This window comes from Brenneria corticis, assembly GCF_003115855.1.
Taxonomy (GTDB): domain Bacteria; phylum Pseudomonadota; class Gammaproteobacteria; order Enterobacterales; family Enterobacteriaceae; genus Brenneria; species Brenneria corticis.
This window is the reverse complement of sequence record NZ_KZ819072.1, coordinates 38953-65129: the sequence shown is the minus strand read 5'-3', so window position 1 is coordinate 65129 and position 26177 is coordinate 38953. Positions and strand designations below refer to the sequence as shown.

General features: G+C 56.5%; 25 protein-coding genes. 9 read left to right on the top strand and 16 right to left on the bottom strand.

Annotated features, from left to right (window positions below; translation table 11 throughout):
• Positions 1 to 11: 11 nt before the first annotated feature.
• A complete protein-coding gene (gene guaB / locus DDT56_RS02185) occupies positions 12 to 1478 on the bottom strand; it encodes an IMP dehydrogenase (protein WP_136164887.1) in 1467 nt (488 codons plus the stop codon).
• 172 nt (positions 1479 to 1650) lie between these two features.
• Here guaB and xseA point away from each other — a divergent pair, with 172 nt between their 5' ends.
• The 5 genes from xseA (at position 1651) to DDT56_RS02160 (ending at position 6230) form a co-directional block, all read left to right on the top strand.
• On the top strand, positions 1651 to 3033 hold the full coding sequence (gene xseA, locus DDT56_RS02180) for an exodeoxyribonuclease VII large subunit (RefSeq protein ID WP_136164886.1): 1383 nt from the start codon (positions 1651 to 1653) through the stop codon (positions 3031 to 3033).
• A gap of 80 nt (positions 3034 to 3113) precedes the next feature.
• Positions 3114 to 4157, top strand: coding sequence for a M4 family metallopeptidase (locus DDT56_RS02175; RefSeq protein WP_136164885.1), 1044 nt, complete (start codon positions 3114 to 3116; stop codon positions 4155 to 4157).
• Positions 4158 to 4496 carry a protealysin inhibitor emfourin gene (locus tag DDT56_RS02170; protein WP_136164884.1) on the top strand — a complete coding sequence of 113 codons (339 nt, stop codon included), beginning with the start codon at positions 4158 to 4160 and terminating at the stop codon, positions 4494 to 4496.
• A 157-nt stretch (positions 4497 to 4653) separates the two neighbouring features.
• Positions 4654 to 5619, top strand: a complete 966-nt coding sequence (locus DDT56_RS02165) for an Ssp4 family T6SS effector (protein ID WP_136164883.1) — start codon at positions 4654 to 4656, stop codon at positions 5617 to 5619.
• A 29-nt stretch (positions 5620 to 5648) separates the two neighbouring features.
• Positions 5649 to 6230 carry an immunity protein Sip4 gene (locus DDT56_RS02160; RefSeq protein ID WP_136164882.1) on the top strand — a complete coding sequence of 194 codons (582 nt, stop codon included), beginning with the start codon at positions 5649 to 5651 and terminating at the stop codon, positions 6228 to 6230.
• Between the two features lie 80 nt (positions 6231 to 6310).
• Here DDT56_RS02160 and DDT56_RS02155 read toward each other — a convergent pair whose 3' ends face one another.
• From DDT56_RS02155 to ndk, 11 genes are all read right to left on the bottom strand, one after another.
• Positions 6311 to 6535 carry a zinc ribbon domain-containing protein gene (locus tag DDT56_RS02155; RefSeq protein WP_136164881.1) on the bottom strand — a complete coding sequence of 75 codons (225 nt, stop codon included), beginning with the start codon at positions 6533 to 6535 and terminating at the stop codon, positions 6311 to 6313.
• Positions 6536 to 6549: 14 nt separating this feature from the next.
• Positions 6550 to 7509 (bottom strand): AEC family transporter, encoded by a 960-nt coding sequence (locus tag DDT56_RS02150; protein WP_136164880.1) that lies wholly within the window; start codon positions 7507 to 7509, stop codon positions 6550 to 6552.
• Positions 7510 to 7573: 64 nt separating this feature from the next.
• On the bottom strand, positions 7574 to 9067 hold the full coding sequence (gene der, locus DDT56_RS02145) for a ribosome biogenesis GTPase Der (protein WP_136164879.1): 1494 nt from the start codon (positions 9065 to 9067) through the stop codon (positions 7574 to 7576).
• 146 nt (positions 9068 to 9213) lie between these two features.
• A complete protein-coding gene (gene bamB, locus DDT56_RS02140; protein ID WP_136164878.1) occupies positions 9214 to 10395 on the bottom strand; it encodes an outer membrane protein assembly factor BamB in 1182 nt (393 codons plus the stop codon).
• Between the two features lie 10 nt (positions 10396 to 10405).
• The gene (locus tag DDT56_RS02135; protein ID WP_136164877.1) at positions 10406 to 11026 is read right to left on the bottom strand and encodes a YfgM family protein; all 621 of its coding nucleotides are present in this window, start codon (positions 11024 to 11026) and stop codon (positions 10406 to 10408) included.
• 13 nt (positions 11027 to 11039) lie between these two features.
• The gene (gene hisS / locus DDT56_RS02130; protein ID WP_136164876.1) at positions 11040 to 12314 is read right to left on the bottom strand and encodes a histidine--tRNA ligase; all 1275 of its coding nucleotides are present in this window, start codon (positions 12312 to 12314) and stop codon (positions 11040 to 11042) included.
• Positions 12315 to 12452: 138 nt separating this feature from the next.
• Positions 12453 to 13574: a flavodoxin-dependent (E)-4-hydroxy-3-methylbut-2-enyl-diphosphate synthase gene (gene ispG, locus DDT56_RS02125; protein WP_136164875.1), complete on the bottom strand. Its 1122-nt coding sequence runs from the start codon at positions 13572 to 13574 to the stop codon at positions 12453 to 12455.
• Positions 13575 to 13616: 42 nt separating this feature from the next.
• On the bottom strand, positions 13617 to 14624 hold the full coding sequence (gene rodZ, locus DDT56_RS02120) for a cytoskeleton protein RodZ (protein ID WP_136164874.1): 1008 nt from the start codon (positions 14622 to 14624) through the stop codon (positions 13617 to 13619).
• Positions 14614 to 15369: a type IV pilus biogenesis/stability protein PilW gene (gene pilW, locus DDT56_RS02115; protein WP_136164873.1), complete on the bottom strand. Its 756-nt coding sequence runs from the start codon at positions 15367 to 15369 to the stop codon at positions 14614 to 14616. The genes rodZ and pilW overlap by 11 nt, the downstream gene beginning before the upstream one ends.
• Before the next feature lie 152 nt (positions 15370 to 15521).
• Entirely contained in the window at positions 15522 to 16703 is a 1182-nt protein-coding gene (gene rlmN, locus DDT56_RS02110; protein WP_136164872.1) for a dual-specificity RNA methyltransferase RlmN, read from the bottom strand.
• A gap of 136 nt (positions 16704 to 16839) precedes the next feature.
• Positions 16840 to 17268, bottom strand: a complete 429-nt coding sequence (gene ndk, locus DDT56_RS02105; protein ID WP_136164871.1) for a nucleoside-diphosphate kinase — start codon at positions 17266 to 17268, stop codon at positions 16840 to 16842.
• 387 nt (positions 17269 to 17655) lie between these two features.
• Between ndk and DDT56_RS02100 the strand changes: the two genes are divergently transcribed.
• From DDT56_RS02100 to DDT56_RS02085, 4 genes are all read left to right on the top strand, one after another.
• Entirely contained in the window at positions 17656 to 19218 is a 1563-nt protein-coding gene (locus DDT56_RS02100; RefSeq protein WP_136164870.1) for a PTS transporter subunit EIIC, read from the top strand.
• A gap of 13 nt (positions 19219 to 19231) precedes the next feature.
• Positions 19232 to 20593 (top strand): 6-phospho-alpha-glucosidase, encoded by a 1362-nt coding sequence (locus DDT56_RS02095; RefSeq protein ID WP_136164869.1) that lies wholly within the window; start codon positions 19232 to 19234, stop codon positions 20591 to 20593.
• Between the two features lie 91 nt (positions 20594 to 20684).
• Positions 20685 to 21536, top strand: a complete 852-nt coding sequence (gene sseA, locus DDT56_RS02090; RefSeq protein ID WP_136164868.1) for a 3-mercaptopyruvate sulfurtransferase — start codon at positions 20685 to 20687, stop codon at positions 21534 to 21536.
• A 72-nt stretch (positions 21537 to 21608) separates the two neighbouring features.
• Positions 21609 to 22397 carry a MurR/RpiR family transcriptional regulator gene (locus DDT56_RS02085; RefSeq protein WP_136164867.1) on the top strand — a complete coding sequence of 263 codons (789 nt, stop codon included), beginning with the start codon at positions 21609 to 21611 and terminating at the stop codon, positions 22395 to 22397.
• A 980-nt stretch (positions 22398 to 23377) separates the two neighbouring features.
• On the opposite strand, the gene sseB is transcribed toward DDT56_RS02085, so the two are convergent.
• The 4 genes from sseB to fdx all read right to left on the bottom strand — a co-directional run bounded on the left by sseB (position 23378) and on the right by fdx (position 26177).
• Entirely contained in the window at positions 23378 to 24175 is a 798-nt protein-coding gene (gene sseB, locus DDT56_RS02075; protein ID WP_136164865.1) for an enhanced serine sensitivity protein SseB, read from the bottom strand.
• Between the two features lie 70 nt (positions 24176 to 24245).
• Positions 24246 to 25541, bottom strand: coding sequence for an aminopeptidase PepB (gene pepB / locus DDT56_RS02070; RefSeq protein WP_136164864.1), 1296 nt, complete (start codon positions 25539 to 25541; stop codon positions 24246 to 24248).
• A gap of 88 nt (positions 25542 to 25629) precedes the next feature.
• Positions 25630 to 25830: a Fe-S cluster assembly protein IscX gene (gene iscX, locus DDT56_RS02065; protein WP_009111886.1), complete on the bottom strand. Its 201-nt coding sequence runs from the start codon at positions 25828 to 25830 to the stop codon at positions 25630 to 25632.
• A gap of 11 nt (positions 25831 to 25841) precedes the next feature.
• Positions 25842 to 26177: an ISC system 2Fe-2S type ferredoxin gene (gene fdx, locus DDT56_RS02060; RefSeq protein WP_136164863.1), complete on the bottom strand. Its 336-nt coding sequence runs from the start codon at positions 26175 to 26177 to the stop codon at positions 25842 to 25844.

Genomic DNA, 26177 nt, shown 5'->3' with positions numbered 1-26177 from the left:
TGCAAATCACCTTATGAACCCATGCGGTAATTCGGCGATTCCTTGGTAATGGTAACGTCGTGGACATGGCTTTCCTGAATACCGGCGCCGCTGATGCGCACAAACTCAGCCTGGGTACGCAGCGCATCGATCGTGCCGCATCCGGTCAGGCCCATACAGGAACGCAGCCCCCCCATTTGCTGATGGACGATCTCTTTCAGGCGGCCTTTGTAAGCCACGCGCCCTTCGATACCTTCCGGCACCAGTTTGTCCGCCGCATTGTCGCTCTGGAAGTAGCGGTCGGAAGAGCCTTTGGACATCGCTCCCAGCGACCCCATTCCGCGGTAGGATTTGAAAGAGCGCCCCTGATACAGTTCGATCTCGCCGGGAGACTCTTCGGTACCGGCCAGCATCGAGCCCACCATCACACAGGCGGCCCCTGCGGCGATCGCTTTGGCGATATCGCCGGAGAAGCGGATGCCGCCGTCGGCAATCACCGGAATACCGGTGCCTTCCAGCGCTTCGACCGCGTCGGAAATCGCGGTGATCTGCGGGACGCCCACGCCGGTCACGATACGGGTGGTACAAATAGAGCCGGGGCCGATACCCACTTTAACCGCGCTGACGCCGGCGTCCGCCAGCGCTTTTGCGCCCGCGGCCGTCGCCACGTTGCCGCCGATAATCGGCAGGTTCGGATATTTGGCGCGGGCATCGCGGATACGCTGCAACACCCCTTCGGAATGGCCGTGTGAAGAGTCGATCAACAAAACATCAACGCCCGCCGCAACCAGCGCGTCAATACGTTCTTCGTTGCCGTCACCGGCGCCGACGGCCGCCCCTACGCGCAGACGACCGTGTTCGTCTTTACAGGCGTTGGGTTTACGTTCCGCTTTCTGGAAATCTTTTACGGTGATCATGCCGAGCAGATGAAACTGGTCGTCCACCACCAGCGCTTTCTCAACGCGTTTTTCATGCATTCTTTGCAGAACGACTTCGCGGGCTTCGGCGTCTTTTACCGTTACCAGACGCGGTTTGGGGGTCATCACCGCGCTGACCGGCAGGTCCAAATCGGTGACAAAGCGTACGTCACGGCCGGTGATGATACCGACCAGCTCATTGCCTTCGGCGACCACCGGGTAACCGGCAAACCCGTTACGTTCGGTCAGCTCTTTTACCTGACGCAGCGTCGTCGTCGGGGTAACGGTCTTAGGGTCGATCACCACGCCGCTTTCATATTTTTTGACCCGGCTGACTTCTTCAGCCTGACGCTCAATGGACATATTCTTGTGAATAAATCCCAGACCGCCCTCCTGAGCCAGCGCAATCGCCAGATTGGATTCCGTTACGGTATCCATCGCGGCGGACAACATAGGAATATTCAGGCGAATGGTTTTCGTCAGTTGAGTGGTTAAATCAGCCGTGTTGGGCAGAACGGTGGAATGGGCGGGAACAAGGAGAACGTCGTCAAACGTCAGTGCTTCTTTAGCGATACGTAACATGGGCAATATCTCACCAAGGTGGATGTGAAGAACGGATAAAATATTGCCGTGGCATTATACAGAGCGTAACCGGTTGCCTCCAGCATTTTTTTGATAAAATGCTTGATTACCTGTTGCAGGCAGGTAGTATCGATCAATTAAGTCACTGTTTTAAAATTTGATCTGGCTCACAATGTCTCAATTTCCTTCCGCCGCGATTTTTACCGTTAGCCGCCTGAACCAGACGGTTCGACAACTGCTGGAAATGGAGATGGGTCAAATCTGGCTTTCCGGTGAAATCTCCAACCTTTCTCAGCCGTCATCCGGTCACTGGTACTTTACGCTGAAAGACGAACGTGCGCAGGTGCGTTGCGCCATGTTCCGCAACAGCAACCGCCGTGTCACCTTTCGCCCGCAAAACGGTCAGCAGGTGCTGATTCGCGCCGCGATTACGCTGTACGAACCGCGCGGCGATTATCAGCTGCTGGCGGAAAGCATGCAGCCGGCGGGCGACGGTCTGTTGCAGCAACAGTTTGAACAATTAAAACAGAAACTCGCCGCAGAAGGGCTTTTCGATCAGCAATTTAAACAGGCATTGCCAAGCCCGGCCAGACGGGTCGGGGTGATCACCTCCGCCAGCGGCGCCGCCCTGCACGATATTTTACAGGTATTGCAGCGGCGCGATCCTTCTCTGCCGGTGGTGGTCTACCCGACCGCGGTGCAAGGCAACGACGCGCCGCTACAGATTGTGCGCGCCATTGAACTGGCCAACCGGCGCGACGAATGCGACGTGTTGATTGTCGGCCGCGGCGGCGGTTCGCTGGAAGATTTATGGAGTTTCAACGACGAACGGGTGGCGCGGGCGATTTTTGCCAGCCGCATTGCCATCGTCAGCGCGGTCGGCCATGAAACCGATGTCACCATCGCCGATTTTGTCGGCGATTTGCGCGCCCCCACGCCGTCAGCGGCGGCGGAACTGGTCAGCCGCAATCAGCTCGAACTGCTGCGTCAGATACAGTCCCAGCGCCAGCGGCTGGAAATGGCGATGGATTATTATCTCGCCCAGCGCAGCCGCGAGTTTACCCGCCTGCACCACCGTTTGCAGCAGCAGCATCCGCAGCTGCGGCTGGCGCGTCAGCAGACCCAATTAGTCAGGCTGCGTCAGCGGTTGGATGAGGGGATGCAGCAGCAGCTCAAACGGCTGTCGCGCCGCAGCGAGCATCTCCAGCAACGGCTGGCTCAGCAACAGCCGCAGCCGAAAATCCACCGCGCGCAGCAACGTCTGCAACAGTTGCATTATCAGTTGCAACACGCCCTTGAACGTCAGCTCGGCCAGTATAAGCAGAGACTGGGAGCCGCCTGTTCGCACCTGGAAGGGGTCAGCCCGCTGGCGACGCTGGCGCGGGGCTATAACGTGACCACCACCTCGGATGGGAAGGTGCTGAAAAAGGTGGCCCAAACCGCGTCAGGCGAAACCTTGAAAACCCGCCTGCAGGATGGCTGGGTCGAAAGTCAGGTCACCGCGCTGGTGCCGGAAAAGAGAACCGCATCAATAGCCAAAAAACGCCGAACATAGCATCGGCTTCCGGACTATACTTAGCGATGTAGCTGTACGTCTGAATTGCCGAACACCACCTTTTTCAAGGAGATAGAGGTATGAAGTCCAGACCGGTTCACAGCGTCATCCCGCCCTACATCCTGCACCGCATTATCGCCAATGGTTCAGAGGCCCAGCGCCACTGCGCCCAACAGACCTTGATGCACGTCCAGTCTCTGATGGTAAGCACTCACCCCAGGCCGCAACCCCATCCGTTGGCTTCTCCCGGTCAGGTACACCGCGAAATTCACGATGCGGAAAACCAGCAGCAGTTGCCCGGCAAGCTGGTGCGCGCGGAAGGACAAGACAGCAACGGCGATATCGCCGCCGATGAGGCCTATGACTACCTGGGCGTTACCTATGATTTCTTCTGGCGGACTTTCCAGCGCAACTCTCTGGATAATCAGGGGCTGACGCTGTCAGGCACGGTACATTACGGTCAGGATTATCAGAATGCGTTCTGGAACGGGCAACAAATGGTCTTTGGCGACGGTGACGGCAAGATATTCAATCGTTTCACCATCGCCATTGATATCGTGGCGCACGAACTGACGCACGGCGTGATAGAAAATGAGGCGGATCTCATCTATTTCAGACAGTCCGGCGCCTTGAACGAATCGCTGTCCGACGTTTTTGGTTCAATGGTGAAACAGTTCCACCTTGGGCAAACCGCAGAGCAGGCGGACTGGACGATTGGCGCCGAGCTGCTGGCCGAAGGGATCCACGGCACCGGCCTGCGCTCGATGTCGAATCCGGGAACCGCGTATGACGATCTGCTGCTGGGCACGGACCCGCAGCCCTCGCATATGGACAATTACATTAACACCCGTGAAGACAACGGCGGCGTGCACCTGAACTCCGGTATACCGAACCGCGCATTCTATCTGGCCGCAACCGCGCTGGGCGGCTACTCCTGGGAAAAAGCGGGCTGGATATGGTATGACACCCTGAGTGATAAATCCCTGCCGCAGAACGCCGATTTCGAAGTGTTTTCACGCTATACCGTGAAGCACGCCGAGCAGCGTTTCGACCAGTCAGTGGCCGATATCGTCAAGCAATCCTGGGAAAAAGTGGGGGTGGTATCCGCTCCGGGAAGCCTGTAAATGAAGACATTACCTGAACTTAATGACGATGCCGTCGTAGAGCTGGCGCGTGAAGGCGGTATCGCCTGGATCCCCAAGCTGGCCGGACTACGGCGTTTCGCCCTCGCCAACCTGCCGGAGTCTGAGCGGCAACGCATTTGCGCCGCTATCCGCAGCGCGTTGCCGCTGGCGCGCGAACCCGGAAAACCGGATTCCCCCGGACGCGGCGATCAATTTTATTACCGGATTCATATCTATTTTTCTCCCGCAGAAAACACACATCATATTGAACAAGAATTTTTGATTCCGGAAGAGCTGGCGCCGTCGGAACTCACCGCCTTATGGCGCGAAGGCAAATAACGCCATTAGCATAAGAATTTTCTTATTGCCTTGATTCCATCCGCCGCGCTATGGTTTATCGATTAAACATTCAAGAAAGTAATTACTTGTTTTATAAGCGATTATAGACTCAATAGATTGCGAGTTGCTGGCATTATTTAATATGAAGGAGCATAAAATGCCGTTGACCTCTTCCCTCGCCGAACGCGGCTTGACGAGCTATGACTTTTCCCGCTGGACGGGTAATCAGTCGGGCGCTGATTTTGATTTTCAGGCCCTTGCACAGTCTCTCGACTGCACCCGCGATTTTCATCAGGCCGGAATTATCTATGCCGACGGGCACCAGCGCTATCTGGTGCGGCCTTCAAAGCGTATAGCCAATAATCAGAACAGTATTGTCACTCACGTTGTGGTAACCAAAGTATCCCAAATTAACGGATACGCGGCCGGAGATAACTTAACAAATGCCGTTACCGCACCGGCATTAGGCCCCGAAATCGCCTCAACGGCATTATCCTGTGGCGCTATGCTGGTTACCCTTGCCGTTGCCGTTGCTGGGAGCACGGCAGTTCCTATCACCGCAGGTGCCAGCGGCGCTTTAGTCGCCATCGCTTATGCTGGCGGTGTAGCGACGGCATTACAATGCGTTAATGGTATTTATCGTGTTCATGATATCCGCAAAAATAATGCGGTTAACGTCAATTGGCTGGATTCCGAAGATTGGTATATAGCAACTTCTACCGCTCTTGATTTTGTCTCTTTGGTCAGCGCCGGCGGAGCGTTAAAAGAAGCAGTCGCCACATATCGAGCAATGAAATCTGTTTCATCACTTCGCGTTTTAGATTGGCTCAAAAAATACCCCAGACAAGACAGGGCGCGTCTGTCGGAATTAATTATAAGAGCACAAAATCCCGGAATTACTACGAAAGAGATAAAAGCCGCACTGAAAGCCGGTCTATACCCCAAACGTTTCCCAATAGAACCAATACAAAATGAACTCAAAAAACAATTGGCAAATACCCTAACCAGCATGGCCGCATTCACCGGAAGCTCGGTAAGCGGTATCATCGCATCTCCCGAAAACGTCATCAAAACAGGCCGATATGTGTTAGGGACAATACAATCTCTTGCGGTGATAAAATGAATGTAAGCAGGAAACTTCTCGGTGCTCGAATGTTCGAGCTTATCCGACATGGAAGGGAAATCGATGCGGCTATAGCCAGTAACGATCAAACCTTACTTGCGCGCTCATCAGAAGCGCTCGAAAGCTATTTCGACAAACCCGCACAGGAACTTCCGCGACAGAATGCTTTCCCTGTCGCCTTGATGCTATTTTTCTTTCTATTATCCTTCACACTGAGTTTACTATTTTTTCTGGATCTATTCGCTATTAATACGCCGCCTTTGCACGTCGTTCTATTTTTCATACCGAGTATTCTATTAATCATTTATCTATTTTTCGCAAGCTACTTGTTATCGCGGGGACATAATACCGGACTCGTGCTATATTATTATTTCTTTATCGCGATACTAGCTCTTGGGGTATTTCAACTCTTTTATTCTTTTGTCGATGCGATGAATGCAATATCTTTCTCCTTCGACACATTAACAACATCAATAATAGTATTATTATCCGTCTTTCTCAGCAGAGCATTGATGAATAGCCGTCCATTTGCCGCATTTGTACTGTATTGCCGCACACAAAGAATGGCAACACAATCCAGAAAACTCAGGATGGAGGCAAGAAATCGCTGATTACCGCGCTCGCGGCAGCACGACGTATTGGAAAGATAAAAGCGCATATTGCAACAATATATGATTTTTTATTTCTCCCCCTATTGTTTGTGCAACGAAAATACCACCCGCGATTTCGAAACCAAACCATGCCCCTGCTGGCAAAAATAATCCACCGCGCCGCAGGCTTTCAGCACCTGCAGCGGGTGGTTGCATTCAGGGCAATAGGCTTCGCGCAGATAGTCCTGACGGCAGGCCGGGCAGTGAAAACAATGGTCGTTTTTCCAGTTCATCACGCCATGACAGCGCGGACAAGTGACTTCCATCTTCCCCCCTATAACTAAATAACCCCGAGCGAGCGCAAGAAATAGACGCCCAGGGCGATAACAAAGAACGAACCGGCGGTGGTCAGGCCAATAATATTGGCGGCCAGCGTCGGATTGCCGCCCATTGCCCGGGTCATCGCATAGCTGCCCGCCGCCGTCGGCGTGGCGGAAAACAAAAAAATCACCCCGAGCGTAACGCCGCGAAAACCGACCAGCCAGCCGCCAAACGTCAGCATGCCCGGCACCAGCAGCAGCTTGGCCAATGAGGAGAGCGCCGCCACGTTGGATGAGCGAAAAATCATCCGCAGGTCGAGGCTGACGCCGGCGCACAACAGCGCCAGCGGCAGCGACAGCGCGGCAATAAAGCCGCCGGTCTGCTGGATCACCGTCGGCATCGGCCAGCCGCTTTTCGAATAACACAGGCCGCCCAGCAGGCCGAGGATCAGCGGGTTGGTGACGATACTCTTCAGCAGCGCGGGAATGCGGATCCCCCGCCCGTCGGCCGTACGCTGTAAACTGCGCGTCAAGGTGATGACCGACAGCACGTTAAACATAATCACCGTCACCATCAGGTAGAGAGAACCGACGGCGACGCCCTCCTGGCCATAGGCGCTCATGGCAAACGCCAGCCCCATAATGCCGGTGTTGGAACGAAACCCGCCCTGCACGAAGATACCGCGCTCGGTCGGCTCCTTAACCACATAAACCGCGGCAAACTCCAGCAGCAGATAGCTCAGCAGCGTGCCGCAGACCCCATAAATCACCAGCGGCAGCTGTTCCATAATCGACTGGTGATTGGTGGCCAAGCTGAAAAAAAGCAGACAGGGCAAGGATACGTTAAAGACCAGCCGCATGGCTGAATCGCAAAAGTCGTCATTCAGCATCTTAAGTTTGCGCAGCGCTATCCCCAGCAGCAGCATCAACAGGTTCGGCACCGTAACGTTAAACGCAAAACTCCAGTTTTCCCAAGACATAAACTTTCCCGGCTATTCAGCAAAGCAATGCAGGGCGAATGTCGCCATCCGCCCCGCTTACCCGTTATTTACTTTTTTTTAGGTGCTGCATCAAACGTTTACGCTTGCGTAACTGATTTGGCGTCAGCGTGTTGCGTTTATCCGCAAAAGGATTTTCGCCCTCTTTAAACTGGATGCGGATTGGCGTTCCCATCACGTTCAGCGAGCGGCGGTAATAGTTCATCAGATAGCGTTTGTAGGAATCGGGCAAGTCTTTCACCTGATTGCCGTGGATCACCACAATCGGCGGATTGTAGCCCCCCGCATGCGCATATTTCAGTTTTACGCGACGGCCGCGCACCAGCGGCGGCTGATGGTCATCGGCGGCCATTTGCATAATGCGGGTCAGCATGGAGGTGCCGACCCGGCGGGTGGCGCAGCTGTAGGCTTCAACCACCGATTCAAACAGATTTCCCACGCCGCTGCCATGCAGCGCGGAGATGAAATGAATACGGGCGAAGTCGATAAATCCGAGACGCAGATCCAGCGTTTCTTTAACCTGCTCGCGCACCTCCTGCGACAGGCCGTCCCACTTGTTGACCACAATCACCAGCGAGCGCCCGCTGTTGAGGATAAAGCCCAGCAGCGAGAGATCCTGATCGGATATCCCTTCGCGCGCGTCAATAACCAGCAGCACCACGTTGGCGTCTTCGATGGCCTGCAGGGTTTTAATCACCGAGAATTTTTCAACCGTTTCGGTTACCTTGCCGCGTTTGCGCACCCCGGCCGTGTCGATCAAGATATATTCACGCTCATCGCGCACCATCGGAATATAGATACTGTCGCGCGTGGTGCCGGGCATATCGTAAACCACCACGCGATCTTCACCCAGAATCCGGTTGGTCAGCGTGGACTTGCCGACGTTCGGACGGCCGACGATCGCCAGTTTGATCGGCAGATCTTCAGGATTGAAATCATCCTCCGCGTCCTCGGCATTTTCAGCCGCCTGCTCGTCCGCAAGCTGCTCCGCCCAGTAAGCGGCGTTCTCTTCTTCTTCCGTCAGCGCAACGGGTTCGGCCTCGTCATCCTGCACAAACGGCAACAGGACTTTTTCCAGCAGGGAGGTGACGCCGCGCCCGTGAGACGCCGCGATGGGATAGATTTCCCCCATCCCCAGCGCATAGAACTCGCCGATAACGGTGTCGGGATCAATACCGTCCGTTTTATTGGCCACCAGAAACGTCGCCTTCTGGCGGCTGCGCAGGTGTTGGGCGATACCCTGATCGGCGGGCATAAGTCCCGCGCGGGCGTCGACCATAAACAGCACGATATCGGCCTCTTCAATCGCCAGCAGCGACTGCCCGGCCATACGCGTCTCTACGCCGTCTTCCGCGCCGTCGATGCCGCCGGTATCGATGATGATGAATTCGTGGCCCTCCACTTCCGCACGGCCATACTTGCGGTCACGCGTCAGCCCTGGGAAATCCGCCACCAATGCATCGCGAGTGCGCGTTAAGCGGTTAAACAGCGTGGACTTCCCCACGTTCGGACGTCCGACCAGCGCGACGACAGGTATCATTGTTACAACCTCATTACTTATATTTCAATACGTTACAGCAAGAATACCTGCTGACGATAAAAAGACGAAACGGCCCCTGATACTGTCAGGAGCCGTTGGGGGATCGTTTCTGCCAGCGGCAGGGATCCAAACACTACGGTTTTTAACTAGCGGGTAAAGGCGTAAACCTCGCCGTTCTTCGCCTGGATAAGCAGCTTGTCGCTGGCGATCACCGGCTTGCTCAGGAAGCCCGAACCGTCAACTTTCTGCTGTACGACAAAGCGGCCGTCAGACGTATTCAGCCAGTGCAGATACCCTTCGGTATCCCCCACCACCAGGTAACCATTATACAGCACCGGCGCCGTCAGGTTGCGGTGCAGCAGATCGCTCTGACGCCACAGGCTCGCGCCGCCGTTAGTGTTCAGCGCCACCACGCGGTCGGACTGATCGACCAGATAGATACGGTCGCCATCAACGATAAAATCGTGCACCGAACCCAGTTCCCGTTTCCACAGGATCTGGCCGGAGCGCAGATCCAGCGCGGTCAGATTGCCGTTATAGCCCAGCGCGTAGACCACTTCGCCGACAATCACCGGCGTGGTATCGACGTCATTCAGGCGATCGATTTCCGTCGCTCCGCTGGGCTGCGAAATACGCTGCTGCCAGATTAACTGCCCTTCATTAATCAGCACCGCATTCACGCGTCCGTTATCGCCGCCGACGATGGCCGCGCCAAAGGCGGTGGTCGGCGCGGATTCGCCGCGCAGAGACAGCGTCGGCATATCCAGGTTAACCGTCCATTTAATCGCGCCGTCGCTTTCATTCAGCGCCTGCAACAGGCCGTTGCTGGTATGAATCAGCACCACGCCGTCGCTGATAACCGGGCGGGACAGCGCTTCACCGGCGACTTTGGTTTGCCATACCGGCGTTCCGTCTTCCGCGTTGAGGGCAAACACCTGCGCTCGTTCACTGCCAACATAGACATGGTTGCCGGATACCGCTACGCCGCCGGAGAGTAAGGCGGGCGTATTGCGGGAAAGAAAGCCGGTTTTTTCAGACAGGTCGGCACGCCAGATTTCGCTGCCGTCGTTGAGATCCAGCGCTTTTACCGTCCCGCGGCGATCGGCGGCAAAGACGCGATCCCCCTGCCAGGCCGGGTGCAGATTGGAATAGAATTCGCCGATGCCGCTGCCCACCGAGCGGCTCCACGCCTTGGTCGGCGTGAACTGATTTTCCACCGTCGGCAGTGGAGACATGGTAACGACATCTTCCTCGCTGTTAAACAGCGAACATCCGTTCAGCAGGGCGACAGAAACCAGTCCTACCAGAAGTGTTTTACGCAGTTGCATGGAATTCCTCTTAGCTGGACAGGTTGTTCAGTTTCATACGCAGCAATGCTTGCAGTGCCTGCGGTGGATTCGCGGCCAGACCTTTATTATAAGCTTCGCGCGCGGCCTGATTGTCCCCTTTGCTTACCAGGGCATCGCCACGCACTTCCGCCGCCAGAGCAACCCAGCCGTCCGACTTGATGGCCTCCAGCGTCTTCAGGGCTTCGTCCGCCTTTTTCTCCTGGAGCTGAATGCGCGCCAAACGCAAATTCACCACGGCAAGCAGGTCGGCGTCTTTGGTTTGCGACCCGGCCTGCGCCAGCTGTTGTTCCGCTTTGGCAAAATCCTTCCGATCCGCATAATGACGAGCCAGCTCCAGCGAGGCCAGCGCCCCGTAATTATTTTTGTTTTCAGCGGCGAATTTCTCCGCCGAGGTTACGCCTTCGGCTTTTCCGCCCGCCAGCTGTTCGCTGACTTGCTGATAGGATACCGACGCCGCCATGGCGCTGTCGCTCTGGTGATTCTGCCAGAAACGCCAGCCAACCAGCGCGCCGACGCCGAGCACAACGCCAACGACCAATGCTTTCCCGTTTTCCGCGAGGAAACGACGTAGCGCATCAACCTGCTCATTCTCTGTGGTATAGACTTCCACGGTGTCTCTCTCCTCAATCCAGTAACGTTGCCAGTCGCGCGGCGACGTCGGCCTGTGCCAATGTGTCCTGCTCGCCGTTTCTCAGGTTTTTTATCACCACCTGACCCGCGGTCACTTCGTTTTCGCCTAATACCAGCGCAATGCGCGCGCCCCATTTATCGGCGCGGGCAAATTGCTTTTTAAAATTGCCGCCGCCGTAGTTGGTCATCAGTTTCAACTGCGGCAGCGCATCGCGCAGTGTCTCAGCCAGTTGTATCGCCGCCACCTGCGTGCCTTCGCCGGAAGAGATCAGATAGACGTCAACGCCAGGAAGCGCTTTAAACTCGGGGTTGAGGGACTGCACCAGCAGCACCAGACGCTCCAGGCCCATGGCAAAACCCACCGCCGGGGTAGCGTGTCCGCCCAGTTGCTCAACCATACCATCATAACGCCCGCCGGCACAGACCGTGCCCTGCGCGCCCAGACTGGTGGTTACCCATTCAAAGACGGTGCGGTTGTAATAATCCAGACCGCGAACCAGACGCGGGTTAACGGTATATGGGATACCCGCCTGGGTTAAAAGTTCACCTAACGCTTCAAAGTGCGTCCGGGACTCGTCGTCCAGGTAGTCGGTCAGCACCGGCGCGTCATTGAGCAGCGTCTGCACTTGGGGATTTTTCGAGTCCAGCACGCGCAGCGGGTTGGTGTACATGCGGCGCAGGCAGTCTTCATCCAGCTGTTCTTTATGCTGTTCCAGGAACGCCACCAGCGCCTCGCGGTAACGGGCGCGGGCCTCCAGCGAACCAATCGAGTTCAGCTCCAGCCGGACATGCTGCGCAATGCCCAGCACCCGCCACCAGCGGGCGGTGAGCAGAATCAGCTCGGCGTCGATGTCCGGCCCCTGCAAACCGAAGACTTCGCAGCCCAGTTGATGAAACTGGCGATAGCGGCCTTTCTGCGGACGCTCATGGCGAAACATCGGCCCGATATACCACAGCCGCTGCTCCTGATTGTAGAGGATGCCGTGCTCAATACCGGCGCGGACGCAGGAAGCGGTATTTTCAGGACGCAACGTCAGGCTGTCGCCGTTGCGATCCTCAAAGGTATACATCTCTTTTTCCACCACGTCGGTAACTTCACCGATGGCGCGCTTAAACAGCGACGTCTGCTCAACGATGGGCGTACGGATTTCACTGTAGCCGTAGCTGCCGAGCACCTGTTTCAGGCTGTTTTCAATCCGCTGCCACAATGCCGTTTCGGCCGGCAGGTAATCGTTCATGCCGCGAATGGCTTGAATATTTTTTGCCACGTCTGTTCTCTATGCATTTTTCAAAAAATAAACCCGATTATAGGGGGATTGATACCGCATCTTCAATGCACCGGTCTCCCCATCGGGTTCAGGAATAGTATTTGTGCGGATAACGGCCCAGGGCCGCACCGGCACGGATTATTTATCCACCAGATTTACCGTGATGCGCCGGCTTTCATCCATCATCGAGGCTTTGGCGCGGATTTTGGCTTCAAGCTGGTCGATCATCTGCTCATTATCGAAACGCTCGCGCTGACGCACGCCGTCTTCATAGAAGCCGCTCTTATTGTGGCCGCCCGTTACGCCGATGGTGGAAACCAACGCCTCGCCCGGCCCGTTGACCACGCAGCCGATAATGGATACATCCATTGGCGTGATGATATCTTCCAGCCGCTGTTCCAGCGCGTTCACCGTACCGATAACGTCGAACTCCTGCCGCGAGCAGGTGGGACAGGCGATAAAGTTGATGCCGCGGGAACGGATACGCAGCGACTTCAGAATATCGAAGCCGACTTTAACCTCTTCCACCGGATCGGCCGCCAGCGAAATACGCAGGGTATCGCCGATCCCTTCGGATAACAGCAGGCCAAGGCCGATGGCCGATTTAACCGCCCCGCTGCGCGCGCCGCCGGCTTCGGTGATCCCCAGATGCAGCGGCTGATCGATACGGGCGGCCAGCAGCCGGTAAGACTGTACGGCCAGAAAAACATCGGAGGCTTTCACACTGACTTTAAACCGATCGAAATTGAGACGATCGAGGATATCGACGTGGCGCATGGCGGATTCCAGCAGGGCTTCCGGCGTGGGTTCGCCATACTTTTCCTGCAAATCCTTTTCCAGCGATCCGCCGTTGACGCCGATGCGGATCGGAATATCGTGATCGCGCGCGCAGTCCACCACCGAGCGGATTCGCTCTTCGTTGCCAATGTTGCCGGGGTTGATTCGCAGGCAATCGACGCCATACTCCGCCACTTTTAACGCAATGCGATAGTCAAAATGGATATCGGCGACCAGGGGAACGTTAACCTGCTGTTTAATGAGTTTGAACGCTTCCGCCGCATCCATGGTGGGAACGGATACGCGCACGATATCGACGCCGACGCGTTCCAGTGATTTGATTTGATTGACCGTCGCTTCAACATCCGTGGTTCGGGTGTTGGTCATGGACTGCACCGCGATCGGCGCCCCATCCCCAACAGGCACCTTACCGACGTAAATCCGCTTTGATTTCCGACGGGTTATGGGTGCAGCGTTATGCATTACTTCTTCTCCAAAATTGCAGCATCACCAAGACAAATTGCGTTATTCCGCCGCCAGCGTCAGACGTGCAACCTGATTGCTTCTCACAAACCGGCTTAAATCGACCGGCTTACCTTGAAACTGAATCTGTACCGCGGCAGGCGCGCCGATTTTCAGACTATAGGGAGGCTGGCCGCTCAGGTTCAGGGAACCGCCGTTGCGCTGCATCCCGCTGAACAGTTTTTTGCCGCTGGCGTCCGTCACCTCCAGCCAGCAATCAGCGGTAAAACTCATCGCCAGCGCCTGCCCCGCGTCGGCGGACGGGGTCGTTCCGGCGGAAACAGGGCCGGTGGCCGGCGCCATCGCGCTCTGGCTCAGTAACGCATTATCCTCCGCCGGCGGCTGCCGAGCCGCGGAGGCGGATTCCGGCGGCGTCGCCGGCTGGGCGGCGGAAGAAAGGTCGGATTCGGCCTGCTGCGGGGCCGAATCGGCGGTATTCACCGGCACATCCACCGGACTGGAAGGCGCGGCGTCGAAAGCCGTCGCATCCTGCGGCTCGCTATTATCGCCATTATCCATCAGCGGCACGGATTGACCTTCACTCTGCGCCTGAAGCGAGCTGGCATGATCGACCATGGAGTTGATTTCCTGCTGCTGCGCCTGATGATTCTGCCACCACCATGCGCCGGTCAGCCCCAGGACGACAATCACCACCAGCCAGGTGAAGGTCATTAACCAGCCGTCCCGTTTCTTGCGGCTTTTCCCTAAGGAAAAACTCTGCATGGGAGCCACATTCGACGCACGGGGAGCCACATGCTTATCCAGCATGGGCAACAGTTCACTCTCCGGCAGGTGAACCAGCTTCGCATAAGAACGGATATAACCACGTAAAAAAGTCGGCGCCAAATCGGTCGGCGTATTGCCGTCTTCAATCTCACGCACGGTGGAAATCTTCAGGCATAAGCGTTCGGCGACGGTCTGCTGGGTCAATCCCAGACGCTCGCGCGCCTGGCGCAGACGTTCGCCGGGGATGGTGGATTCTGTGTTATTTTGAGTGGCTTCAGTATTCATTAGCTAAGAACTGCTGGTACTGTTTAGATTGTGGAAAACTTCGCGCCAGCAATTTGCCGTAATGCTCAAGCTCGTCATCACGGTTCGCCAGCGCGGCGAAACGAATCTGTAACCATAAACTCTCGGCACTGGCCGGAAGGATATGCTGATAAACGCCCAGAAGCAATTGAGCCTGCTGGTATTTTCCGGCGGAAAAGCGTTTATCCGCCTCTGCCAACAGCGTAGCGCCCTTCGCGGGATCATGCTTCAGCGCCTGACTTAATGCGCGACGCGCATTATCATCCTGCCCGGCTTTGAAAAAGCAATACCCTGCATTTTCCAACGCATCGGCAACCTGACGGTAATCGGGGAGTTTCGCGGCCGCGTCAAACTGTCGCTGCGCCGCTCCATACTGCCCTAAACCACACAGAAACGCACCGTAATTATTCATTACGCCGCCGTTTCCCGGCGCCTGCCTTAACGCCAGCTGATAGCGCCGTTCAGCGGCCTGATTGGCGCCAATCCGCTGTTCATAAAGCGCCATGCCCACCTGGGTGCGGTAGTCTTGCGGCGCCGCCTGCAACGCCTTTTCAAGATTCCGCCGGGCCGCGTCAAGGTCATTGCGGGCCAGATACTCCAGCCCTAACTGTAAACGGGTCTGCGCCGCCGGATTCGCCCCTTCATAAGGCGGAGCAGCGCATCCGGCCAACAGAACCGCCGCGACCACCGGCAACCAACCTCTTCCCTGCCTTGACTGTTGCGTCATTCCTGACTTCCTTGCGTTGGCGTCCCGACCCGTCATATCAGCGGCTATACGACTTTACGCCGTTCATGGTAACAGCCATTCCCGCCCGGGAATAGCATGATTAACCGCGCTAATGTAGTACTACTTTCATCTATAACCGCAACGATTAGGTATCAGACCGTTTTAACCGCGATAGGTTCACCCGCCATTTTTTTCTTCAGCGTGCGCTTGGTTCTGTCCACCACTTCACCGGCAAGCTGACCGCAGGCGGCGTCAATATCGTCGCCGCGGGTTTTGCGCACAATGGTGGTAAAACCGTACTCCATAAGCACTTTGGAAAAACGATCGACCCGGCTGTTCGAGCTGCGGCCGTAAGGCGCGCCGGGAAAGGGGTTCCAGGGGATCAGGTTAATCTTGCACGGCGTATCTTTCAGGCATTCGGCCAGTTGATGCGCGTGCTCCGTACCATCATTGATATGGTCCAGCATCACGTATTCCACCGTGACGCGCCCCTGATTGGCGTTGGATTTCTCCAAATAGCGCCGTACCGCGCCCAGGAAGGTTTCAATATTATACTTCTTGTTAAGCGGCATGATTTCATTGCGGATTTCATCGTTCGGCGCGTGCAGGGAAATCGCCAGGGCCACGTCGATCATATCCCCCAGCTTATCCAGCGCCGGCACCACGCCGGAGGTCGACAGCGTGACGCGCCGTTTCGACAGGCCGAAACCGAAATCATCCAGCATGATTTCCATCGCCGGCACCACGTTGGTCAGGTTGAGCAGCGGTTCGCCCATCCCCATCATCACCACGTTGGTGATCGGACGCTGTCCGGTGACTTTGAACGCGCCGATGATTTTGGCCGCGCGCCACACCTGGCCGATGATTTCGGAAACGCGCAGATTGCGGTTAAAGCCCTGCTGCGCGGTTGAGCAGAATTTGCACTCCAGCGCGCAGCCCACCTGCGAAGAGACGCACAGCGTGGCGCGATCCTCTTCCGGGATATACACCGTTTCCACACGCTGGTCGCCAACCAGAATCGCCCACTTGATGGTGCCGTCGGAGGAGCGCTGCTCATCCACCACTTCCGGCGCGCGGATCTCGGCGACCTGCTGCAATTTGGCGCGAAAGACTTTGTTTATATCGGTCATCTGGGCGAAATCGTCGCAGCAGTAGTGGTAGATCCACTTCATTACCTGATCGGCGCGGAAGGGTTTCTCCCCCAACGAGGCGAAAAACTCGCGCATTTGCTGACGGTTAAGATCCAACAGATTGACTTTTTCCGCCGCGGATTTGGCGGATTGGGGCGCTACGGCGGACGCCGGTGAAAATTCGGACACGATTTGTTCGGACATAGGGACTCTTGGCCTCGTTATTACACGTTATGGCACTAAAAAAGGATAGTTAAAGAAATGCCCCGAACGAGCGCGGGCTCATTCAGGGCGCAGCATTGTACAAAGTTTAGTACCGCCAGGCCAGCGGTGCGCGGAATTAATTCCGCGGGCAGATTTCATCGGCGCTGAAAAAATAGGCGATTTCGCGCTGCGCGGACTCGGGGGAATCCGATCCATGCACCGCGTTGGCGGTAAAGCTGTCGGCGTAGTCGGCGCGCAGCGTGCCCGCCAGCGCGTTCGCCGGGTTGGTGGCGCCCATGATATCGCGGTTGCGCTGCACGGCATTTTCGCTTTCCAGCACCTGCACCATGATCGGCCCGGAGATCATAAAGGAGACCAGCGCGTCAAAAAACGGCTTGCCCTGATGTTCGGCATAGAAGCCTTCGGCTTGCTCACGCGTCAGATGCAGCATTTTGGCCGCCACAATCTTGAAACCCGCGCTTTCAAAACGCGCATAAATCGCACCAATGGCATTCTTCGCCACAGCATTCGGTTTTACGATGGAAAAGGTACGTTCTACCGTCATATTGACCTCATTAACTGACTATCAGATAGCATCCGGATTATAAAAATTATCTGCCTCACACATCCGCCGGGTAAACGTTCAGAATGCGTAAAGTGGCGCAGATTATAGGGTGGCCTGAACCACTTGCCTATCAGAGACGTAACATCTTATTAAAAAAATATTATCTTCTCCCCTACCTTATCGGCGATTGCCGTCCAGCCGTAATTGCTCGCTCCCCCGGAAAAACGGCGCGACGGTAACAAATCATCGGCGATCACAGTTCTGAGGGTTACCTGTGACATTATGGGTTATTTGTTTTTAAAACAATAAGATAACTGGAAAAACATCTTCATTCGCTGCTAGCCTTGCTCTGTACCCACCCAATAATGACCACCAAGAGAGACGATAATGAAAAGAGCGGTCAATGCATTGCAGAATTTCGGCAAATCGCTGTATGGGCCAGTGTTGATTTTACCGATTGTCGGGCTGTTTATCGCCTTTGGCAACGTATTTGGCAACGGCAATCTGGCCGGTTATATTCCCTTGCTCAGCCATCCGCTGATTCAGGATTTCGGTCAGCTGGTTTCCAAATCCGCCGTGGCGATCCTGGCCAATCTGGCGCTGGTGTTCGCCGTCGGCATTCCCATCGGTCTGGCAAAGCGCGATAAAGGCTACGCCGCGCTGATCGGCCTGGTGACCTTTATCATCTTCATCAATGCGATGAACATTACGCTGCAGCTACAGGGAAAACTGGTGCCCGCCGCGGAGATGCGCGCGGCCGGACAAGGCATGGTGCTGGGGGTTCAGGTGCTGGAGATGGGCGTTTTCGCCGGCATCCTGATTGGCGCATTCGCCGGCTATCTGTATAACCGTTATTCCGGCAAACAGTTTGACGGGGTGATGGCCATCTACTCCGGCCACTGTTTCGTCGCTATTCTGGCGATCCCGCTGGCTATCGCCCTCGGCTTCGCGATGAGCGCCGTTTGGCCTTTCGCCCAGCAGGGCATCAGCCATCTGGCGTTCGCCATTAAAGGCGCCGGGCCTTTCGGCATCGCCATCTACGGTTTTCTGGAGCGCATTCTGATCCCCACCGGGCTGCACCACCTGGTTTATACCCCGTTTCTCTACACCGAGTTAGGCGGTTCGGCGGAGGTGTGCGGCAATCTGTATCAGGGCGCGCGCAACATCTATTTCGCCGAGATGGCCTGCCAAAGCGTTAAACAGCTTAGCCCGACGGTGGCCTGGGACGCGCGCGGCATCAGTAAAATGTTCGGCCTGACGGCGGCGGCGCTGGCGATGTATGTCACCGCCAAACCGGAAAAACGCCTGGCCGCCAAGGCGATTCTGGTCCCGGCCGCGTTTACCTCTTTCCTGCTGGGGGTGACCGAACCGCTGGAGTTCTCTTTCCTCTTCGTCGCCCCGCTGCTGTTTGCGGTACACGCGGTGCTGACCGGGCTGGGCATGATGCTGTTCTCGGTGCTGGGGGTACACGCCATCGGCGCGAACGGGGTGATCGACTTCCTGCTGTACAACCTGCCGCTGGGCATTGAGAAATCCAACTGGCCGATGTATATCGCCGTGGGTTTAACCATGTCGGTGATTTACTTCTTCGTCTTCCGCTTCCTGATCCTCTATTTCGATATGCCCACGCCGGGGCGTGAAACCGATGAAGAAGAGACGCGGCTGTACTCCAAAACCGACTATCAGGCCAAGGCGCAGCAGCAGCTCAAAGACGACGGCCGCCTCGTCGGCCTGACCATTATCGCCGGACTCGGCGGCAAACCCAATATCGAGGTGGTGGACAACTGCTATACCCGCCTGCGGGTCACGGTAATCGACCCCGCCATCGTCGACGACCAGCAGCTTAAAACCACCGGCGCCAAAGCGGTTATCCGTCAGGGCAACAATGTGCAGGTGGTATACGGACTTCACGTCAAAACCATACGCGAAGCAGTTGAAAACGCGCTTTAACAGGAAACCGACCATGACAAAACCCCCGTTTATTCTGACTATTGCCGGCGGCGGCAGTACCTATACGCCAGGCATCGTGAAAAGTCTGATGGTACGTCTCGCCGACTTCCCGCTGGCGGAAATTCGCCTGTACGATATTGACGGCCCGCGTCAGGCGACCATTGCCCCGGTGGTGGAGAAAGTGATCCGCGATCACAGCAGCGAAATCGCCTTTACCATCACCACGGATGCGCAAACCGCCTTCAGCGGCGCGCACTTTGTCTTTGCCCAGATGCGCGTCGGCCAATACAAAATGCGCGAGCAGGATGAAAAAATCCCCCTGCGCCACGGCGTGGTCGGTCAGGAGACCTGCGGTCCCGGCGGGCTGGCCTACGGCCTGCGCACCATACTGCCTATGGTCGAGCTGATCGATCTGGTGGAGCGTTATGCGCATCAAGACGCCTGGATCGTTAACTACTCCAATCCGGCGGCCATCGTCGCCGAGGGGGTGCGCCGTCTGCGCCCGCAGGCGCGGGTGCTGAATATCTGCGATATGCCGGTGGCGGCGATGCGCAATATCGCCGCCGTGCTCGGCGTGCGGCGTGAAGAGATTACGGTTGATTACTTCGGCCTGAACCATTTCGGCTGGTTTACCCGCATTCTGGTCGATGGCGTCGATCGTCTGCCCGAACTGCGCCGGCACATTGCGCGCTACGGCCTGCTGACCGCCGATGCCGCCGACACCGATCCGCAGCATTCCGATCCCTCCTGGGTGAAAACCTGGCGCAACATTAAGCCGATCATGGATCATTTCCCCGACTTCGTGCCCAACCCTTACCTGCAGTATTATCTGATGCCCAATCACATCGTGGAACATCAGGATCCGGACTATACCCGCGCCAATGAGGTGATGGACGGACGCGAGAAAAAGCTGTTCGCCGCGGCGGCCAGCTACCGGGAAACCGGTATTCTGCCCGATGCGTTCCACGTCGGGGTACACGGCGCCTTTATCGTCGACGTGGCCTGCTCGCTGGCCTTCGATCTGCGCCAGCGCCACCTGGTGATTGTGGAAAACAAGGGCGCCATCGCCAACCTGCCTTACGACGCCATGGTGGAAGTGCCGGCCTATATCACCGCGCAGGGGCCGGAGCCGGTGCGTATGGGCAACGTGCCGCAGTTTCACCGCGCGCTGCTGGAACAGCAGCTGGCTTCGGAACAGCTGCTGGTGGAAGCCACCATCGAAGGCAATTACGAGAAAGCCTTGCAGGCTTTCACCCTTAATCGCACCGTTCCCACCATGCAACACGCCAAAGCCATTCTCGACGAGATGATCGCGGCGAATCGCGAATACTGGCCGCAGTTAAAACAAGCATATAGCGACGGCGTCGCGCAGTAAGCGCGCACTTGTCGCGACAGGAAAAATCGCTGACAATGAATCCTTCATTGCGCATCGGGGCTGAATCCGTCGGTCCCTGAGTGGGGGTTCCATGTCAGCATCTTCTTCTGAACTGTTTGTTTCCGCCGCCTGGCTTGCCGGGAATCTTGACGATAGCGATATCGCCCTTATCGACGCCCGCATGTTGCCGCCGGGCGAAACCACCCGCGATATCCACGCAGAATACCGGGCCGGACATTTACCCGGCGCGGTGTTTTTCGATATTGAAACCTTGTCCGACCCGCATTCCGACCTGCCTCATATGATGCCCGACCAGGATGACTTTGCCCGCGCGATGGGCAAACTCGGCGTCAACGAGCGGCGGCATATAGTCATCTATGATGAAGGTAATCTCTTCTCCGCCCCCCGCGCCTGGTGGATGCTGCGGACCTTCGGGGCGGAGCGGATTTCCATCCTCAGCGGCGGGCTGGCGGGCTGGAAAAAACAGCATCTGCCGCTGGAACAGGGAGACGTCGAACCGGCGCCCCAGACTTTCAACGCCCGGATTGACGCCGCGGCCATTCGCCAGCGCGACGACCTGCTGGCTATTATCAATGATGCCTCGGCGCAGATTGTCGATGCCCGGCCCGCCGCCCGTTTTAACGGCGAAGTGGATGAACCCCGCCCCGGCCTGCGCCGCGGCCATATTCCGGGCAGCCTTAACGTTCCCTGGAACGAGCTGGTCGCCAACGGCGCGCTGAAACCCAACGCCGAACTGGCGACCATCCTGCATAAGCACGGCGTGGACTTTAGCCGGCCCATCGTTGCCAGCTGCGGCTCCGGCGTGACCGCCGCGGTGGTGGTTCTGGCGCTGACGCTGCTGGATGTGCAACAAGTGGCGCTGTATGACGGCTCGTGGAGCGACTGGGGCGGCCGGGACGATGTTCCAATCACGCTGGATTAAGCCGGACGGCGCGCATGGTTTTACTTTCCGGTTGTTGCGAAGCGTTATTGCGAACATTCAGGAGCCGCAGGCATGGATAATCGGCTGGCATCATTGATGCAGCACGGTCAGGATTTAACCCGCGCCGAGTATCGCGTGCTGGCTTTTATTGCCGCGCACTCCTCCATGATCGGTAAAATAACGGTGCGCGAGCTGGCGCAGCAAACCTATGTGTCGACCGCCACGATCATGCGCCTGTGCCAGAAAATAGGTTTTAGCGGCTACAGCGAATTTATCTATCACTGCAAGCAGTTGCTGACGGAAAGTCCGCGTTTGCCCCCCGTTTCCGCGCCGCCGGCGGCGGATAATCATCTGCCGACCGCCTTTCAGCATTTTGTCGATAACTACCAGCGCACCTTTTCTTATATCACCCCTGCGGACAGGGCGTCGTTCAGCCAGATACTGCGTCAGGAAAGCCACTTTTTTCTCTACGGCGCCGGGTTCTCCCACCTGTTCGCCGAGTATCTGGCGAAAAAACTGCAGATTCTGGGTAAGGACGCCTTCTCATCCGGGCTGGGAGACAGCAGAGGGATCTTTCTGAGCAACGCGCCGAAATATCGGGTATTTATCGCCATCTCGCGCAGCGGCGAAACGGAGCAGGTGCTGGATAAAGCGCGTATAGCCGGAAATATCGGCATGAAAGTCATCGCCTTTACCCGCGCATCGCTGAATTCGCTGGGCGAGCTGGCCGATTTGCATTTTCAACTGTATGACGACGCGGTGCATTATGCGGCGGAGGCGGGCGAGATCGGCTCGTTTGAATCAAACCTGGTGATGCTGATCGACCTGCTGCTGTTGCAGGCGACAACGGCGGATGAATGACCCGCCGTTGCGTTTACGGAAGCCCCCTCGGCACCGTTTCTCCGGGGGCGATGCCTTAAGCAGTGCGTATACTGCCTGGTCAATATATGGGATTGCCGGAGGGGAACAATAATGGAACAAGATATTATTTTTAAATCCGTATCAATTTGGCCGGCGGTTTTCTACTATATCATTTCAACAGTAGTATTTCTGGTACTTTATTACATCAAGCTAATTGTCGATAGAAAAATGAAACGCCCGATTTTTATTTTATATACTTTATTCGTTCCTATCATATGCGCATTACAATTTTGTATTTTTGGACATGGCACGTCATTTGTTAAATATTTTCTGCACATAGATGTTGATGTGGATGCATATGACTCAATAATATACGGCGCATTGTTTTTTACTATCCTTTATGTATTTGCAATGCCTCGAAATAAATATGTGAAATTTGTTTAAATTAATGCTGAATCAATAAAACTGGCTGTTTATAATTAACGGAGGAAAAAAATAATGAAAAAAGATATTATTTTTTCCTCTCCATCAGTATGGCCTATAATTTTGGGAAATCCCCATAAATTGAAATATGCCACTTCGGAGAATATTTCGTGCGCGATAAAGTCGCCATTTCTCTGCTACGTCGTAGCACGCGCCCGACGCAGGGTGGTTCAAACGCCACCACCCTACGAACCCGGGCTTGTGGCTGAAATCACGCCGCTGACGCGGTTCCTTCGGAGGCCGCCCCCTTTTCCGAACCGCCAGTGACGCGTTCCCGACGCGGCACTGGCTTGAGCAGCATCCATGCTGCTCATTCGCGGGGTCGCCCACCTCAGCGTAATTTCTTACGCCATAGGGTGAACAGCTTAAACACTGAATTTATATTTAATATCGTAATGTTAAATACAAAGATACAACAAGGTATCTGTTTCCCGACGGCCCAGCAATGATGGCGCGTCCGAACCGGACACGCCATTTATGGCAATCGCGCTGTCAGGTCAGGCCTTACCGCTATTTTTAAAATCCCGCAGGAAGCTGCCCCACCGGCGCTCATAGAACGGGGTGGTGTGCTTGGTCAGATAATGGCTGATGCCCGGCTCGCCCTCTTTCACCAGACACAGATCGACGGGCCGCTCGTCGGGCAAGGTGTCGCTGGCCACGCTGCCCGCCGCGCGGATAACCTCTTCCACATCATCGACGTCCACTTCCAGGCCGATTAACAGATGCGGCTCCTGCTCTCCGGCCTCCTGAATCTGGGCCAGAAACGCCCGGCGGACCTGCCGGTATTTGGGGAACAGCTGCGTCAGGGAATCGATCATCTGCACCGGCATCTCGGCGGGCTGACCGAGCAGCACTTCAGTCTCTTCCTCCACCACCCGCTGCTGAACAAATCCGTGCCCCTCGCCGGAGAGCATATGCTCCACTTCCTGCGGCAGAAACTCTTTGCCATAGGGCAGCCTGGGGTTGAGAAATAGCGTGGCGCCCAGCGTCAGTTCAAACAGCGAACGCGCCGGCAGCGCTAAAAATGACTCTTCTTTGGTCACCGCCAGCTGTAGCGCCTCCAGCGAAGAGAAAAAGGGAATGGCGGAAGAGCCATCGTCCTTTTCCCAATGCTGAATCTGCACGTTGCTGCCCGCATGCAGGACCTTCTCCCCCGCCTCGCCGCCGTCGTCGGCGCTGCCCAGCACAAACACCGTGGCCTCCATCAGCTCATTGAAAAACTCCGGCCGATGAGCCGGCTCGCCGGCGGCAAGAATCAACACCTCTTCCAGTTTGTTTTGCGGAGAAAAATCCATACCTATCCTCAACTCATCATGGCGCCCGGCGGCGCACCCTTTAGCTTAAAACGGCCTGCGGCAACGCCGATTACTCGGCCTTGCTCAGCAGCAGGTTCGCCAATGTTCTAACTCCCAGCCCGGTGGCGCCGGTCGCCCACTGCTCCACCGCCCCTTTGCGATAAGTGGCCGAACAGTCGATATGCAGCCAGCCTTGCTGATAGTTCTGCACAAAATGAGACAGAAACGCGGCCGCCGTGCTGGCGCCCGCGCTGTGCGCCGCACCGGCTATGTTGTTCAAATCCGCGAAGCTGGAAGGCAAGTGGCCGCGGTGAAACTCTTCCAGCGGCAGGCGCCAGAAGGGTTCGCCCTCCTGTTTGGCGCTGTGCTGTAAAGCGGCGACCAGTTCATCATCAAAGCTGAACAGGGCGTGATAATCATTTCCCAGCGCCGTTTTCGCCGCCCCGGTCAGGGTGGCGCAATCGATGATCCACTGCGGATTCTGCTCAGAAGCGTCGATCAGGCCGTCCGCCAATACCAGGCGCCCCTCCGCATCGGTATTCATCACCTCAACGCTCTTGCCGTTGCGATAACGGATAATATCGCCCAGCTTGAACGCGTTGCCGCTGACCATATTGTCCGCGCAGCACAGATAGAGTTTAACCCGCTGTTTCAGCCCGCGGGCGGCGGCCAGCGCCAGGGCGCCCGTCACCGTGGCCGCCCCGCCCATATCCGACTTCATGGAGTCCATAAAGCCGCTGGGCTTCAGGCTGTAGCCGCCGGTGTCAAAGGTAATGCCTTTGCCGACCAGACAGGCCAACACCGGGGCGTCCGGGTTGCCGGTGGGGTTGTAATCCAGCGCCAGCAATACCGGAGGACGCGTCGATCCGCGGCCGACGGTATGAATGCCCGCATAGTTTTGCGTGCGCAGATCGTCGCCTTTGGTAATGCGATAGCTGATGGCCTCGCCGGCGACGTCGTGCAGCAGGTCGATCGCCCGGGTCGCCAGTTGCTCCGGCCCCAGCTCCTCCGCCGGAAGGTTGATGGTGTCGCGCACCCAGTCAACGATCTTAAGGCGGTCATCCAGCTCTTTCTTGTCGGCCTCGTCAAGCGCCGACCACTCAACCACGCGTTGTCCCTTCGGCCCACGGTATCCCTGCCAGAATGCCCAGTTGCTCTCCAGATCCCAGCCTTCACCGGCCAGCTTGACGTGCCGGATCCCCTGGCCGTCGATTTTGCGGGCGGCGCGTTGGATAATCGCCAGCGGCGACTTGCCGTTCAGGTGGATGGTAAAACCCCGATCGTTGGCGCTTAACTGCGCCTTCTCTCCCCAGCGCGCGTCCGCGGGTTGGGTGGAGAGTGAAATCAGCATAGCTTCGCCTGTCATAGTTCTGCTCCCGATTGTTCTGTAAACTGCCTGTGCCTCAGCGCACAAAACAGTGCGGGCCGCCGTAACAGGCAGCCCGTGATGTCAACTATTCCGCTTCATCTAACCAGACCAGCAGGATGGCTTCCAGAATTTTCTCGCTGGACGCATCCGGCGCGTCGTCAAACTCTTCCAGCTCGCAAATCCACTGGTGCATATCGGTAAACCGCACGGTTTTCGGATCGAGATCGGGAAACCGATCGTAAAGCGCTTCGCCGATCCCACGGCTATCCGTCCATTTCAATCCCATAACCACTCCCGTCAATGTTCACGCGCATGATTAATCGTGTAGCGCGGGATTTCTACCACCAGGTCCTCATCCGCTACCCGCGCCTGGCAGCCTAACCGGCTTTCCGGCTCCAGCCCCCAGGCCTTGTCCAGCATGTCATCTTCCTCTTCCGTGCTCTCCGCCAGCGAATCGAACCCTTCCCGGACGATACAGTGGCAGGTGGTGCAGGCGCAGGATTTCTCGCAGGCATGCTCAATTTCGATACCGTTGCGCAGCGCCGCGTTCAGAATACTTTCTCCACGCTCTGCTTCCAAAACCGCCCCTTCAGGACACAGATCCTGATGCGGCAGAAAAACAATCTTGGGCAT

Excerpts from the sequence above, each read along its gene's own strand:
- pilW (WP_136164873.1), bottom strand. The coding sequence starts at position 15,369 with ATGACGCAACAGTCAAGGCAGGGAAGAGGTTGGTTGCCGGTGGTCGCG.
- guaB (WP_136164887.1), bottom strand. The coding sequence starts at position 1,478 with ATGTTACGTATCGCTAAAGAAGCACTGACGTTTGACGACGTTCTCCTT.
- rlmN (WP_136164872.1), bottom strand. The coding sequence starts at position 16,703 with ATGTCCGAACAAATCGTGTCCGAATTTTCACCGGCGTCCGCCGTAGCG.
- DDT56_RS02150 (WP_136164880.1), bottom strand. The coding sequence starts at position 7,509 with ATGTCTTGGGAAAACTGGAGTTTTGCGTTTAACGTTACGGTGCCGAAC.
- xseA (WP_136164886.1), top strand. The coding sequence starts at position 1,651 with ATGTCTCAATTTCCTTCCGCCGCGATTTTTACCGTTAGCCGCCTGAAC.
- DDT56_RS02175 (WP_136164885.1), top strand. The coding sequence starts at position 3,114 with ATGAAGTCCAGACCGGTTCACAGCGTCATCCCGCCCTACATCCTGCAC.
- DDT56_RS02170 (WP_136164884.1), top strand. The coding sequence starts at position 4,158 with ATGAAGACATTACCTGAACTTAATGACGATGCCGTCGTAGAGCTGGCG.
- ndk (WP_136164871.1), bottom strand. The coding sequence starts at position 17,268 with ATGACGGTAGAACGTACCTTTTCCATCGTAAAACCGAATGCTGTGGCG.
- fdx (WP_136164863.1), bottom strand. The coding sequence starts at position 26,177 with ATGCCCAAGATTGTTTTTCTGCCGCATCAGGATCTGTGTCCTGAAGGG.
- DDT56_RS02095 (WP_136164869.1), top strand. The coding sequence starts at position 19,232 with ATGACAAAACCCCCGTTTATTCTGACTATTGCCGGCGGCGGCAGTACC.
- DDT56_RS02085 (WP_136164867.1), top strand. The coding sequence starts at position 21,609 with ATGGATAATCGGCTGGCATCATTGATGCAGCACGGTCAGGATTTAACC.
- pepB (WP_136164864.1), bottom strand. The coding sequence starts at position 25,541 with ATGACAGGCGAAGCTATGCTGATTTCACTCTCCACCCAACCCGCGGAC.
- ispG (WP_136164875.1), bottom strand. The coding sequence starts at position 13,574 with ATGCATAACGCTGCACCCATAACCCGTCGGAAATCAAAGCGGATTTAC.
- DDT56_RS02165 (WP_136164883.1), top strand. The coding sequence starts at position 4,654 with ATGCCGTTGACCTCTTCCCTCGCCGAACGCGGCTTGACGAGCTATGAC.
- sseA (WP_136164868.1), top strand. The coding sequence starts at position 20,685 with ATGTCAGCATCTTCTTCTGAACTGTTTGTTTCCGCCGCCTGGCTTGCC.
- sseB (WP_136164865.1), bottom strand. The coding sequence starts at position 24,175 with ATGGATTTTTCTCCGCAAAACAAACTGGAAGAGGTGTTGATTCTTGCC.
- rodZ (WP_136164874.1), bottom strand. The coding sequence starts at position 14,624 with ATGAATACTGAAGCCACTCAAAATAACACAGAATCCACCATCCCCGGC.
- bamB (WP_136164878.1), bottom strand. The coding sequence starts at position 10,395 with ATGCAACTGCGTAAAACACTTCTGGTAGGACTGGTTTCTGTCGCCCTG.
- der (WP_136164879.1), bottom strand. The coding sequence starts at position 9,067 with ATGATACCTGTCGTCGCGCTGGTCGGACGTCCGAACGTGGGGAAGTCC.
- iscX (WP_009111886.1), bottom strand. The coding sequence starts at position 25,830 with ATGGGATTGAAATGGACGGATAGCCGTGGGATCGGCGAAGCGCTTTAC.
- DDT56_RS02160 (WP_136164882.1), top strand. The coding sequence starts at position 5,649 with ATGTTCGAGCTTATCCGACATGGAAGGGAAATCGATGCGGCTATAGCC.
- DDT56_RS02100 (WP_136164870.1), top strand. The coding sequence starts at position 17,656 with ATGAAAAGAGCGGTCAATGCATTGCAGAATTTCGGCAAATCGCTGTAT.
- DDT56_RS02155 (WP_136164881.1), bottom strand. The coding sequence starts at position 6,535 with ATGGAAGTCACTTGTCCGCGCTGTCATGGCGTGATGAACTGGAAAAAC.